12 protein-coding genes are annotated in these 13225 nt (G+C 68.4%); 3 read left to right on the forward strand and 9 right to left on the reverse strand.

All coding sequences use genetic code 11. The features are described 5' to 3' along the window. Positions 1 to 14: 14 nt before the first annotated feature. From OG302_RS02445 to OG302_RS02455, 3 genes are all read right to left on the reverse strand, one after another. Entirely contained in the window at positions 15 to 1100 is a 1086-nt protein-coding gene (locus tag OG302_RS02445; protein WP_371525117.1) for a TolB family protein, read from the reverse strand. Between the two features lie 207 nt (positions 1101 to 1307). Continuing rightward, positions 1308 to 1871: a GNAT family N-acetyltransferase gene (locus tag OG302_RS02450; protein WP_371525118.1), complete on the reverse strand. Its 564-nt coding sequence runs from the start codon at positions 1869 to 1871 to the stop codon at positions 1308 to 1310. A gap of 84 nt (positions 1872 to 1955) precedes the next feature. Continuing rightward, positions 1956 to 2414 (reverse strand): MarR family winged helix-turn-helix transcriptional regulator, encoded by a 459-nt coding sequence (locus OG302_RS02455; RefSeq protein ID WP_371525119.1) that lies wholly within the window; start codon positions 2412 to 2414, stop codon positions 1956 to 1958. A 63-nt stretch (positions 2415 to 2477) separates the two neighbouring features. On the opposite strand from OG302_RS02455, the gene OG302_RS02460 reads away from it, so the two are divergent. Further along, the gene (locus tag OG302_RS02460) at positions 2478 to 2846 is read left to right on the forward strand and encodes a VOC family protein (RefSeq protein WP_371525120.1); all 369 of its coding nucleotides are present in this window, start codon (positions 2478 to 2480) and stop codon (positions 2844 to 2846) included. Positions 2847 to 2938: 92 nt separating this feature from the next. On the opposite strand, the gene OG302_RS02465 is transcribed toward OG302_RS02460, so the two are convergent. Then, positions 2939 to 3832 (reverse strand): LysR substrate-binding domain-containing protein, encoded by an 894-nt coding sequence (locus OG302_RS02465; RefSeq protein WP_371525121.1) that lies wholly within the window; start codon positions 3830 to 3832, stop codon positions 2939 to 2941. A gap of 71 nt (positions 3833 to 3903) precedes the next feature. On the opposite strand from OG302_RS02465, the gene OG302_RS02470 reads away from it, so the two are divergent. Further along, positions 3904 to 5127: an FAD-dependent monooxygenase gene (locus OG302_RS02470; RefSeq protein ID WP_371525122.1), complete on the forward strand. Its 1224-nt coding sequence runs from the start codon at positions 3904 to 3906 to the stop codon at positions 5125 to 5127. Between the two features lie 112 nt (positions 5128 to 5239). Here OG302_RS02470 and xdhC read toward each other — a convergent pair whose 3' ends face one another. The 4 genes from xdhC to OG302_RS02490 all read right to left on the reverse strand — a co-directional run bounded on the left by xdhC (position 5240) and on the right by OG302_RS02490 (position 11054). Further along, a complete protein-coding gene (gene xdhC, locus OG302_RS02475; protein WP_371525123.1) occupies positions 5240 to 6049 on the reverse strand; it encodes a xanthine dehydrogenase accessory protein XdhC in 810 nt (269 codons plus the stop codon). A gap of 1 nt (position 6050) precedes the next feature. After that, complete coding sequence (xdhB, locus tag OG302_RS02480) at positions 6051 to 8477, reverse strand: xanthine dehydrogenase molybdopterin binding subunit (RefSeq protein WP_371525125.1); 2427 nt, start codon at positions 8475 to 8477, stop codon at positions 6051 to 6053. Beyond that, a complete protein-coding gene (locus OG302_RS02485; RefSeq protein ID WP_371525126.1) occupies positions 8474 to 9949 on the reverse strand; it encodes a xanthine dehydrogenase small subunit in 1476 nt (491 codons plus the stop codon). The genes xdhB and OG302_RS02485 overlap by 4 nt, the downstream gene beginning before the upstream one ends. Before the next feature lie 544 nt (positions 9950 to 10493). Beyond that, entirely contained in the window at positions 10494 to 11054 is a 561-nt protein-coding gene (locus OG302_RS02490; RefSeq protein WP_371525127.1) for an SMI1/KNR4 family protein, read from the reverse strand. Between the two features lie 380 nt (positions 11055 to 11434). Between OG302_RS02490 and OG302_RS02495 the strand changes: the two genes are divergently transcribed. Continuing rightward, on the forward strand, positions 11435 to 11980 hold the full coding sequence (locus tag OG302_RS02495) for an AAA family ATPase (protein WP_371525128.1): 546 nt from the start codon (positions 11435 to 11437) through the stop codon (positions 11978 to 11980). A gap of 152 nt (positions 11981 to 12132) precedes the next feature. Here the strand turns inward: OG302_RS02495 and OG302_RS02500 are convergent, their stop codons facing one another. Further along, positions 12133 to 13083, reverse strand: a complete 951-nt coding sequence (locus OG302_RS02500; RefSeq protein ID WP_371525129.1) for an SDR family NAD(P)-dependent oxidoreductase — start codon at positions 13081 to 13083, stop codon at positions 12133 to 12135. Positions 13084 to 13225: the final 142 nt, after the last annotated feature.

Below are 13225 nucleotides of genomic sequence, written 5' to 3' on the forward strand. Positions count from 1 at the left end.
CGGTCGTGGTGCGATCAGTAGAAGCGGCGGACGAAGACGTCCGACTTGCCGTTGGTGTCGCCGGGCACGATGTCGTCGGCCGTGGAGTGGAAGACCACGTCGCGCCCATCGGCGCTGACCGTGTCGGTTCCGGCCGTGGCGGGCTGGTTCGAGACGATCTCGTCGGTGCCCGTCTGCAGGTCGCGCAGCACGAGCGACGGTCCGGTCGTGTCGTTCGGGGCGTACAGCAGATAGCGGCCGGTGGGATCGATGGCCAGGCCCCGTACGTTCGGCACCAGTTGGTCGGTGCCCGAGCTCTCGTCCTGGACGTAGGTGTCGGAGCCCGACAGGTAGACGATCTTGCTGCCGTCCTTGCTGATCTGGACGAGTTTCGCTGCCTTGGACGGGCCCTCGATCGGGCCGGCGGAGGTGTCGTCGGTCCGGTCCCACACGAAGACGTCCTCCGCCTTGCCGTCCTGGTAGGCGACAAAGCGGCCGTCGCCGCTGATGGAGGGCCGGGACGAGACGGTGTGGTCGAACTCGTAGACGGTCTCCGTGGTGTTGGCGCGCCAGTCCCGTACCTCGATGCGCTGCCGGGACGGCGGTCGGTTGAAGGTGGCGACCTGGGCGATGTAGCGGCCGTCCGCACTCAGCGATGACTGGCTGCAACTGAGTCCCGCGCAGTTCATGCCGATCGTGCTTCCCGAACTCACCTGGGACAGGAAGGACTTCGTGTCTCTCATCCACAGCCCCCACATGGCAACGTACTGCCCGTCACCACTGATCACCGGGGGCTGGTCCGGGCGGACGGGGGTGCTCATCAGCGTGGTCTTGCTCATCCGCTGGTCGCGGACGTACACCCTTTCCCGTGTCGCCGGGTTGTCGGGTGTGAGGTTGTTCGCCAACGACGAGAAGGCGACACTGCGGCCGTTGGTCGTGATCGTGGCGGCGGTGGAGTCACCGTCACCCTGGGTTCCGTCGGGCGCGACACTGATCCGCTCGACCCCGGCTCCGCTTTCGCTCGCGACGCCCGCCACGGTCATGGGCTCGGCCGAAGCGACTCCGGGCAGCACCGTCGTGACCGCGCAGACCACGACGGTGGCGCATAAGGCGGCCCGCACACGTCTGATGCCGCGCCGGTTCGTGGTTCCCCTCATTTTCCCCCCAAGACAAGTCATGGCCCCTCTTCCCGGTCCCCACCGGAGGGCCACAAGCATGCAACCTTGATGGTGCTGTGGGGTCAATGCGTCGCGTGACTATCGAGAGGCACGGTTCCGGTCGAGTGAAAGTGGTCGGCTTCGCAAGCAGAAGGGCCGTTCGCAGCGTGGTTACTGCTGCTCCCACTGCTCCTTGGTGATCTCGTACCGGACGCCTCCGTGCTCGGAGCCCTCGACCATCTCCATGTCGGAGGGGGTAGGGATGGTGTCCGCGAGCGTCATGCCGAGCTTCTCCATGATGTTGCGCGAACCTCGGTTCACGGACATCGTCTCAGCCCACACCATGCGCACACCGAGCTCGCTGAACGCCTTGCCCAGCAAGGCCCGCGAGCCCTCGGTGGCATAGCCCTTGCCCCAGGACGGCTGCCGCAGCCGGTAGCCGAGTTCGACTTCGTCCAGCGGGCCCTCCGGCTCGGGGCGCAGGATGAACCAGCCGATGAACGCGCCGCCGTCCTTCTCGTGCGCGGCGAAGAGTCCGAGGTTTCCGCCCCACTTGTCGTAGCCGGCCATGATGTTCGGCAGGTGCCGCTCGCGGACGACCTCCGGCGCGGTCGGATTACCGCCGGTCAGGTAGCGCATCACCGCCGGGTCACTGTCCAGCTCGATCAGCAGGTCCGCGTCATCGGCGGTAAAGCGGCGCAGGGTCAGCCGCTCGGTCTGAAGGTAGATGTCCACGAGCCGATCATGTCTGAAGCAGGTCGGGCATCCCAACGGTTTTTATGCCTGTCGCGGCCGGCGAGACGTACGCCGAGGAGCGAGCTATGCGCCGTCGTTGCCATCACGCAGGGAATGGATCATGCCCTGCAGAATCCGGAACGCGTCTGACTGCTCGGCCTCGGTCATGTCGGCCAGCATTCTGACCTCGACTGACCGGACCGCCACGCTCGCCTTCTCCAGGCTCCGTCGGCCGCGAGGCGTGAGTCGCGCGGGAAGAACCTTCCCGACGGGCGCCTCCGCAGGCCTGGTCACATAGCCCTCTCGTTCCAGGTTCTGGAGCAGCACGTTCATCGACTGCCGTGTCACGAACGCGCCACGCGCGAGCTCGGAGTTCGACAAGCCCGGCCGTTGAGCCAGCAGCTCCAGGCAGGAGTAGTGCGTCACGCTCATCCCGAGCGGCCGCAGCACCTCCTCCATGGCTGCGCGCAGAGCGCTCGACGCCTCTTTCAGCAGGTAGCCCAGTGATTTGTCCAGGTCGACGCCGACACCCTTTTGACTCATGTCAGAAGTCTGACATACGTTGACCCGTGTCAGGAATCTGACACGGACGGAAGGAGCAGCATCATGCCCGTCACCGGCCCCGATTTCATCTCGCTCCAGGTACGCGACCTCAACGCTTCGCAGGCGTTCTACGAGCAGTACCTCGGCCTTGTCCGCTCACAGGCCGGGCCTCCGCACGCCGTCGTCTTCGAGACGGAGCCGATCGTGTTCGCACTCCGCGACGTCATCCCCGGCACCGATCTCGCATCCGTTGCCCAGCCCGGCATCGGTCTCGCGATCTGGCTCCACGCCACGGACGTCCAGGCCATCCACGATGCTCTCGTCGCCGACGGTCACACCGTCGTCTCCGCGCCGATCGACGGCCCCTTCGGCCGGACCTTCACCTTCGCCGACCCCGACGGCTACCACGTCACGCTCCACGACCGCGCCTGACAACCCGAAAACCCCCGACGGTCACCGCCGGCCCGGAACGCCCTGTATCCGGGCCTCCTCTCAGCAGAACGCCGAACTGATGTCGCGCCTGCTCAGGCCGGAGTCCTGAAGGCAGTACGGGCATGGGCCAGGAACGCCCGCGCCGCCGGGCTCTGCGCACCCGCCTCCCGCCACGCCAGGGCGAGCCGACCGCAGATGGCGGGGTGGGTGAACAGCACATGCAGCTCGTCCGGATGGTCACGGGCGATCGGCTCGGGCAGGATCGCCACGCCCATGCCGTACGCCGCGAGCCGCGCCAGCACCCTCGGGTCACTCGCCTCGAAGGCGATGCGCGGCCGGAAGCCGGCTGCGGCGCAGGCGGCGTCGATGTCTCCTCGGGTGCCGGTGGCGTGGGTGAAGGTGATCAGCGTACGGTCGGCCAGCTCCGTGAGCGTGAGCTGGTCCCGCCCGGACAGGGCGAGCGGGTCATCCCGGCTCACCGCGGCCACCAGCGGTTCATCGGCGATGATCTGGAGCTGGATGCCGGGCGGCGGAGCATGGGCCGGGGCGAGCACGGCCGCGTCGAGCCCGCCGGCGGTCAGGGCGGCGGCCAGCTCGTCCGAGCTGGACTCCCGCAGGCTGATGTCCACGCCCGGGTGGCGGCGGTGAAAGGAGGCGAGGAGCCCGGGCAGATCGAGCTCGGACGCCATGGTGACCGTGCCGACCGCGACCCGGCCACGCAGCAGCCCGGTGTACTCGTCCACCGCGAGTCGGGCCCCCGCCACCGAGGCGAGCGCGGAGCGCGCGTACTCCAGCACGGTGGCACCCACCTCGGTGGGGCGGACCGTGCGGCCCGAGCGATCCAGCAGCCGCTGGCCCAGCTCGCGCTCCAGTTGCCGTATCTGGGAACTCACTCCCGGCTGGGTGACGTGCAGCCGGTCCGCGGCCCGGGTGAAGCTGGCCTCCTCGACCACGGCCACCAGGTATTCGAGCTGTCGCAACTCCATAACTGGGAAGCATAGTTGGACGAAGAAGAACTACTTGGACTTCTGATCGCCTGCTGATCGACAGTGAGTCCATGGAAATAAACGACCTCAGCAGTGCGGAAAGGACCGGCGTGCTGATCGTCGGGGCCGGAATCGGCGGACTGACCGCCGCGCTCGCCCTGCACGCGCAAGGCGTCAAGGTGACCGTCATCGAACGGGCGCGGCAGATCGCCTCCCTTGGCGTGGGCATCAGCCTCCAGCCGCACGCGGTGCGCGAACTGACCCGGCTCGGCCTGGGGGACACGCTCGCCGCGACCGGCGTCGCCACTGCCCAGCAGGTCTACGCCGACGAACGCGGCAGGCGCCGATTCGCCGAGGACGTCGGCATGGCGGCCGGGTACCGATGGCCGCAATACGCCATCCACCGCGGCGAATTGCAGCTCCTGCTGCTCGACGCGGTACGGGAGCGGCTCGGCCCGGCCGCGGTCCGCACAGGAACACGGCTCGAGTCCTTCGCCGACGGACAGGACACCGTACGAGTCAGGGCAACCGACCGGGCGACCGGGCTGCCCGCGGTGATCGAGGCCCAGGCGCTGGTCGGCGCGGACGGCGCCCGGTCGACGGTGCGGGCGGCGCTGCACGCGAACGAGGGGCCGATGCGGTGGTCGGGGGTGCGGTTGTGGCGGGGCGTCGTGGAGTCGGCACCCTTTCTGACGGGCCGGTCCGCGATCATCGCGAACGACGCGCGGAACATCCAACTGGTCGTCTACCCGATCTCGGCGCGGCGCCCGCTGGTCAACTGGGTGTGCCTGGCCCCGGAGGCGGGCCCGGGGCCGCTGATCGAGGACGTGGGCTGGAATCGCGAGGGGAGCGCCGACGACGTACTGCGCCACCTTGAGGGCTGGGACTTCGCCGCGCTCGGCGTGGACCTCCAAGGGCTGGTCACCAGCACCCCCGCCATCTTCGAGTACCCCATGGTGGACCGCGATCCGCTGCCGCGTTGGGGTCGGGGGCGCGCGACGCTGCTCGGCGACGCCGCCCACCCCGTCTATCCGACGGGCGCCAACGGTGCCTCCCAGGCAATCCTGGACGCCCGGACGCTCGCGACGGAACTGGCCGCCGGGGGCGGCGTGCCCGCCGCGCTCACCCGTTACGAGGCGTCGCGAGTCGGCCCGACGGCGGACGTGCTGCGCGCGAATCGGGAGATGGACCGGAGCATGCGCGAAAGGACGAACGGGGATTCGGTCGCCGCCATCACGCAGCGGTACCGACGGACGACGGGCGGGGACGTGGCGGCGGTCAACGCGAAGGCGTGACCCGGGTGCGGGCCTTGTTCCCGCCGGTCGTCGCGCTAAAGGCGTGCACCCGAACGCGCTGCGCAGGACGGCGAGTTGGCCCCCGTCCCTTCGCGGAACGATCAACGCAGAGTCAATTTTCCTCGGTTTCAAAAGTGCGCAGCAAATCGGCGGCGACACTCACGGCAATGGTCGCCGGTTCCTTGCCGGTGGCGTCGGGCAGCCCGATCGGGGTCTTGATGCGATCGATGGCGGCCTCGTCGTGATCGCCCTCGGTGGCGAGGCGCTTGCGGAACCGCACCCATTTGGCCGCCGACCCGATCAGACCGATGGACCCCAGATGTGATGTGCGAAGGGCTGCGTCGCACAGGGCGGCGTCCTCGGCGTGATCATGGGTCATGATCAGGATGTGGGTGCCGGACGGAAGCTCCTCAAGTACCTCTTCGGGCAGCAACGGCGTGTGATGTACGTGCACTTGGGCCACCGCGTCGGCCAGCACCTCGAGCCGCGTCGCGGAGAGGATGTCGGAGCGGGTGTCGATGAGATGGAGGTCGAGGTCCTGGCGTGCCAGGATGCGCGCCAGTTCCAGGCCGACGTGCCCGACGCCGAAGATCGCCACCGCCCGTACCACGGACAGCGGTTCGAGCAGCACGGTGACCGTTCCGCCGCAACACTGCACGCCGTGCTCGTTGGTCACCTTGTCGTTCAGGGCGAAGTCGATCAGCTCCGGCTCAGGCTTCGCCGTCGTGACCATCTCGCGGGCCCGGTCGATCGCGACAGCCTCGACATTCCCGCCACCGATCGAGCCCCAGGTCTCGCTGCGCCCCACCACCATCTTCGCGCCGGCATCACGCGGGGCGTGACCGCGCACGGTCACGACGGTCACCAGCACGCCGGATTCCCGGCGTGCTCGCAACCGTGCGACCGCGGCGACCCACGTCATGTCAGGCACTGTTCAACGCTACTGCGCCGGTGCGGATGGTGACGTCGCCGGACGGCCGCTCGGGGTCGACGCCGTTCACGGCACGGTCGTCCCGGGAGGCATCGCCCTGGCGTGCTCTCTCGATCGCCCAGTACACCGCCTCCGGCGTCGCGGGCGAGGCCAGCGTGACGCTGACCCCGCTGGGCCCGAACGCCGCGGCGGCCTGCCGCAACGCTTCTCGCACCGAGAACGCCAGCATCAGCGGAGGCTCTCCCACGGCCTTGGACCCGTACACCGAACCTTCCTCCGTGGCGTTCTCCAGCAGGGTGACGTTGAACTCCTCGGGCATCTCCGAAAAGCTCGGCAGCTTGTAGGTGCTGGCCGCCTGGGTCAGCAGGCGGCCGCGGTGCGGACCGTCACTGGAATCCCAGCGCATGTCCTCAAGCGTCAGCCAGCCCGCCCCCTGGACGAAGCCGCCCTCGACCTGACCGATGTCGATCATCGGGGACAGGCTGTCGCCGACGTCATGGACGATGTCCACCCGCCGGATGCGGTACGCGCCGGTGAAGCCGTCCACTTCCACCTCGGCCGCGGCGGCGCCGTAGGAGAAGTACTTGAACGGCGAGCCGGTGAACGTCTTCGCGTCCCAGTGCAGACCTTCGGTCCGGTAGAAGCCGGCCGCCGACAACTGAACCCGCTGGAAGTACGCGGCCCGTACGAGATCGTCCCAGGCCAGCTCCTTGTCGCTGCCCAGACCGCGCGCCAGGCCCTCGACGATGCGCACGTCCGCGGCGTTCGTGCCCAACTGGGTGGCAGCCACCTGCAGCAGACGGTCGCGCAACTGCTCGCAGGCGTTCTTCACCGCCGCACCATTGAGGTCCGCCCCGGAACTGGCCGCGGTCGCCGAGGTGTTGGGGACCTTGTCCGTTCGCGTCGGGGCCAGGCGGACCTTGTGCAGCGGGATACCCAGTGTGGTCGCGGCGACCTGCAGCATCTTTGTGTGCAGGCCCTGGCCCATCTCGGTGCCGCCGTGGTTGATCAGGACCGAGCCGTCCTTGTAGATCAGCACCAGCGCGCCGCCCTGGTTGAAGGCGGTGAGGTTGAAGGAGATGCCGAACTTGATGTTGGTGAGCGCGAGCGCCCGCTTGGTGTGCGGGTGCGTCGCGTTGAAGGCGTCGATCTCGCGGCGGCGCTCGGCGACGGCGGCGTTCTCCTGGGTCTTCCTCCAGACGGCGGAGATCCGTTCGGGCTGGGGCACGGGCTGGCCGTAGGGCGTCGACTGGTCCTGCCGGTAGAAGTTGCGCTCCCGCAGTTCCATCGGGTCCAGGCCAAGCAGCGGCGCGCACCGGCCCATGATGTCTTCGATCACCAGCATGCCCTGCGGTCCGCCAAAACCGCGGAAGGCGGTGTTGGAGACCTTGTGGGTCTTGGCGATCCTGCCCGTGATGCGGGCGTTGGGCAGCCAATAGGTGTTGTCGATGTGGCACAGTGCGCGGGCCACCACCGGTTCGGAGAGGTCCAGGCTCCACCCGCCGTCCGCGGTCAGGGTGGCGTTCAGGGCCTGGATGCGGCCCTCGGCATCGAAGCCGATCTTCCACTCGGCGTGGAAGCCGTGCCGCTTGCCGGACATGGTCAGGTCCTGGGTCCGGTTGAGGCGCAGCCGGACCGGCCGGCCGGTCAGCTTGGCACCCAGCGCGGCGACGGCCGCGAACCCGTGCGGCTGCATCTCCTTGCCGCCGAAGCCCCCACCCATCCGCAGACACTGCACGGTCACCTCGTGACTGTGCAGACCCAGCACATGCGCGACGATCTCCTGGGTCTCAGAGGGGTGTTGGGTGCTGCTCTGGACGAACACCTGCTCGCCCTCGTCGACATGGGCCAGCGCCGCATGCGTCTCGAGGTAGAAGTGCTCCTGGTCGGAGAACTGGAACTCGCCGGTGAACACGTGCGCGGAGTCGGCGAAGCCCGCCTCGACGTCACCGGTCAGCATCACGGGCCGGGCGCCGTGGAAACTGTCGGCCGCGATCGCGTCCTGCAGCGTGATCAGGGAGGGCTGCTCGTCGAGGTCCACTTCGACGGCGGCCGCACCCAGCCGGGCCGCCTCCAGGGTCTCGGCGAGGACCCAGGCGACCGCGTGCCCGTAGAACATGACCTCGTCGGGGAACAGCGGTTCGTCGTGCTTCATCCCGGCGTCGTTGACGCCGGGTACGTCGGCGCCGGTCAGCACGCGGACCACACCGGGCACGGCGAGCGCGGGCTCGGTGCGCAGAGCGGTGATCCTGCCGTGCGCCTTTGTGGCCTGGACGGGGTAGGCGTGCAGCACGTCCTTCGTGCGATGGACCAGGTCGTCGGTGTAGAGCGCCTTGCCGGTGACGTGCAGGGTGGCGCTCTCGTGCGGCATGGAGACGCCGACGACGGGCTTGTCGGGGCGCTGGGACAGTTGGCTCATGACGAGACCGCCTCGGTGGTGTGCGCGTACAGCTTCAGCAGGCTCTGGCCCAGCATCGCGGAACGGTATGCGGCGCTGGCACGGTGATCGCTCATCGGGGTGCCCTCGTCCCGCAGCACCCGGGCCGCGGACTCGACCGTCTCCGCGGACCACGGTTCGCCCTCCAGGACGGCCTCGGTGGCAAGGCTGCGGATCGGTGTGGCGGCCACTCCGCCCAGGCCGATGCGCGCCTTGCGGACGATCCCGTCCTCGACGTCGAGCGCGAAGGCCGCGGCCACGCTGGAGATGTCATCGAAACGCCGCTTGGCGATCTTGTGGAAGGCCACGACCGGCGACAGCGGCAAAGGAATGCGCACCGCGCGGATCAGCTCACCGGGACGACGCACGCTCGTCCGGTAGCCGGTGAAGTAGTCCGCCAACGGGACCTCGCGCTCACCGTCGGCGTCGGCGAGTACCACCGATGCCTCCAGCGCGAGCAGCGCGGGCGGACTGTCACCGATGGGAGAGCCCGTACCCAAGTTGCCGCCGAGGGTCGCGCCGTTACGGATGAGCCGGGAGGCGAACTGCGGGAACAGCTCGGCCAGCAGGGGGACTTCACCGTCGAGGCGACGCTCGATCTCGGTGAGCGTCAACGCCGCCCCGATCTCGATGACGTCGGACGCGACCGTCAGCTCCCGCAGTTCGGGCAGCCGGTCGATGGCGACCACGCAATCCGCGCGACGGGAGCGGATGTTCACCTCGACGCCCCAGTCGGTGGAGCCGGCGAGGACCACCGCGTCGGGCCGCTCGCGCAGCAGCCGCAGCGTTTCGGCCAGAGTGCTCTTGCGTACGAAGGTGCTGCCGTCCCGGGTGTATTCGGTGGCGGCCGGTGCGGGCGGGGCCAGCTCGCGACGCTGCGCCAGCGGGTCCTCGTCGGCAGGTGTCCCCACGGCGAACGCGGCGTCGCGAATGGGGCGGTAGCCGGTGCAGCGGCACAGGTTTCCGCTCAGCGCGTGCAGATCGAAACCGTTGGGGCCATGCTCGGCGTCGGCGTCGGCGCTGTCGTTGCCCTCCGGGCCCGCGTGCGCGCAGCGGTTGGGCCGGTAGTACTCGGCCGCCATGCTGCAGATGAATCCCGGCGTGCAGTAGCCGCACTGGGAGCCGCCGCGTTGCGCCATCTCCTCCTGCACCGGGTGCAGGACGGGCGGCGTACCGGGTGCGTCGGCGGTGGCCAGCCCTTCGGAGGTGACGATCTCCTGACCGTCGAGTGCCGCGACCGGGACCAGGCAGGCGTTGACCGCCACCCAGTCGGTGGGCTTGTTCACCCCGGGGCGGGCCACCAGGACCGAGCAGGCGCCGCATTCACCTTCGGCGCAGCCCTCTTTGGTGCCGGTGAGCCCGCGCTCGCGCAGAAAGTCCAGCGCTGTGGTGTGGGGCGCAACGGGTGAAATCGACGCTTCTTCCCCATTGACCGTGATACGCGCCGCAACCATCACAAACCTTCTTTTCGGAGCATGGGCGGTCGATTCATCGTCTTCGCCAACGTCAGGCAGCTTTCTGTGTTCAGAGGCGCCACGCAAGAGGAGCGGGCGCAAGACAGCACGCAGCAACGACGTGCCAGTGAATACAAGTGGATGACAACGGAGAATCCGGAATGCGCCACAGACGGGCACATCAGAACGGCGTGTCAGCAGCCGTGCGCGATCCGACCCGGCACCCAGACGGTGCACTGGGCGAGGCGACCGAGATCAGAGCTGGTGTACATCCGCTGGTCGCCTCCTTCGGTAGTCGTGGACCTACGATCACCGCAAAGTAGTGGCTGGGGCCGTGTGGGTCAATACCTTGGCCACATCGCCAGGGGCGGCGCACGCGTGCACATGCAGACTGGTCGCCTGGGGGCACAAGACCTGAAGCATGTCACGGAAGGCTGTGAACCGGCGTACTGGGCGGGCGTGTTGCCGTGGCCCGGCCATGCGGTGAGGCGCGGCGTTCATACGGGCGACGGCCCGAACTGGGACGCACACGGGATCTGTTGTTTCAGGACCAGACGAGTCGCCCTTCGGCGACCTCACAGACCGGATGGTTTCGATCGGAGATCTTCGTCAGCATCTCCGCCACGGAGTCGAAGTAGTGAGCCAGTGATTCGTACTCACCCGTGACCGTGGTCTCGCCCACGAACCACCTGCCGATGCGCCCGTCCCGCACGTCGATGAACTTTCCCGTCCAGCCGTCCTGGTCCGACAGGAACGGGATCCACTCATTACGCCAGAACGGATTGTCCGGCTGGTCCGGAGGGTCGAATCCACCGGGCATGGAGCGGTTCGCATAGAGCTTCTCCATCGCCCGGATGCCCAGAAAGAAACTTCCCTCATCTGGGAACCCGGCGAAGCCGCAACATGCCACATCGTCGTCCACATCTTCCTCAGGAAGATCCAGATTGTTCTGCACCAGCCACGCCCGCAGATCCTGCGGCGGCGGGATACCCATCCGTTCCTCGGCGGCGGCGAGCAGCTGTTCCGTAGCGGGCCCAGGCAGATCCGCGTGGTCGGCCGGGGCGTGCTGCCGAAGAAGAGTCATCACGCGGGACCAGCTCTCCACCACACTCGTTGCCCTCTGCACCCTCTGCCCTCTCACACGGATACCCATACGACTGCGCCACTGCGGGGGCCCGTTCGAAGCGTCGATGCCGGATGCCGTGATCCCGAAGCGCGTGCGGAGAAAGCCACATTGCGGGGCGCCGACCGGGCAACCTCGCAGGGATGGTACTCCGAGCAGGGATCCTGCCCCACCTCCCCCACGATCACCTTCTGCCCCAAAGTACAGCCCCCGCCGCACCACGTCAGTCAGTAGGTTTCGGACCCACTTGGCGATCGTTCGGGCATGATCTGTCAGTGTGTTTTGGCCCCACCCTGGCGTCGCGGTATGTGGTTCAGGGGACGGCTGTGGCCCGTGGGGGTATCCATCGAGGGGGAGATGCCGTGATCATCTGGGTGAACGGCGCGTTCGGCAGCGGGAAGAGCACGCTGGTGGATGAGCTGCGTCCGCGCCTGCCCGAGGCGCTGGTCTTCGACCCCGAGATGGTCGGCTTCGTGCTGCGCGAGATCGTGGAGGTCCCGACCGGCGATTTTCAGGATCTGCGGCTGTGGAGGCGACAGGTCGCCGACCTGGCCAAGGGACTCGTCGAGGAGTATCAGCGGCCCGTTCTGGTGCCCATGACCCTGGTCGACCCCGGCTATGTCGAGGAGATCTTCGGTGCGCTGCAGGACACGGGGGCAACTGTTCACCACTTCTTCCTCAAGGTCTCCGAGGATGCGCTGGTGAAGCGGATCGACGGGCGAAGCTTCACGCCTGACGATCCCGCGCAGGATGAGCGGGTGCGCGGGTGGTGCAAGTCCAAGATCGAGACGTGTATGGCCGCGGTGGACACCCTGCCCCGTGACACCCTCTTCCTGGACGGCGAGCTGAGCCCACGGGAGTTGGCCGACCACGTACTGGCCCGGGTCGGCGCGGTCCCGGGCCGGTGATCCGGGCTCTCGTTCGTGCCGGAGTCGGCGTCGAAGTCGAAGTCCCGCAGTTCCTTCTGGCGTGGGAAGCCAACCGCCCGCCGCAGTCGGCGCACAGCTCGCCAAGCTCGGCCGCGGTGAACACACGTTGGTCAATGCGCTTGTGGCCGGCGCTATTCAGTAACCGCATCGAGGTCGAGGCCGGTCAGATCACAACTCGCCTCCCACAGCCGCGCCGCGACTGAGGTATCGGCGAGGTGGTTCCACATCGGCTCGCGTCGGGGCTCGCCTCGCAGACCGAAGACGCGTGGTCCCCACAGCTGGCCTCCCCGCACCGCCGGGTCGAGCACGGCTCGTACCGCGGGCCAGGCGCCGGCGTCCTTGCCCTGGACCAGAAGGGCCGCGGGTGCCATCTTCACCCGTGCGCCAAGAGTCCGCGTGTGGAGCGGCGGTCGCGACGGGGTGAGAGAGTCCAGCGCACCGCCCGGGTGGACCACGATGCTGGCCACCGTGCTGCCCGCGACGCGCAGCCGACGGTCGAGCTCGACACCGAAGTACATCTGCGCGAGCTTTGAACGTCCATAGGTGCGCTTGGGCTGGTATTCCTTCTGGGACTGCAGATCATCCAGATCCAGCCTCTCGGACTTGGCCGCGAAGCTGCCCATGGTCACAATGCGGGCCGTCGGCGCTGCCGACAGCAGCGGCATGAGCCGCTGGGTCAACGCGAAGTGCCCCAGGTGGTTCGTGCCGAACATGAGCTCGTGACCGTCCGCAGTCGCCCTTCGTGGCGGGTCGTCGAGCGCGACGCCTGCGTTGTGGACCACCGCGTCGAGGCGTTCCACGTCCAGTGCTTCCACCGTCGTTTCGAGCGAGGAGAGGTCGGCCAGGTCCAGCCGCACGGCCCGCACCCGGGCATCGGGAACACGCGCACGGATCGAAGCCATCGCAACCTCGGCCTTCGAGGTGTCCCGGCTGCCCAGCACCACGGCAGCCCCGGTTGCTGACAACTGCTCCGCGACGAAGTACCCGATGCCGGCGTTGCCGCCGGTGACCAGGACGACGCTGCCGTCGGCCCGAGGCAACCGTTGAACGTCCCAGGGCGGAGTGGAGGACGTGGACGACATGGCGAGGGGCTCCCCTGCTGCTGAAGGCGGCTACGGCCGCCCGGCGGGCAACCCGGCACCATGATCGCAACGGCCACCGACATCCCACCGACGGATCACCGACAACGCCGGGACCGGCCCCGCGACTGGCCATGGCCTTGAC

The organism is Streptomyces sp. NBC_01283 (assembly GCF_041435335.1).
GTDB lineage: Bacteria > Actinomycetota > Actinomycetes > Streptomycetales > Streptomycetaceae > Streptomyces.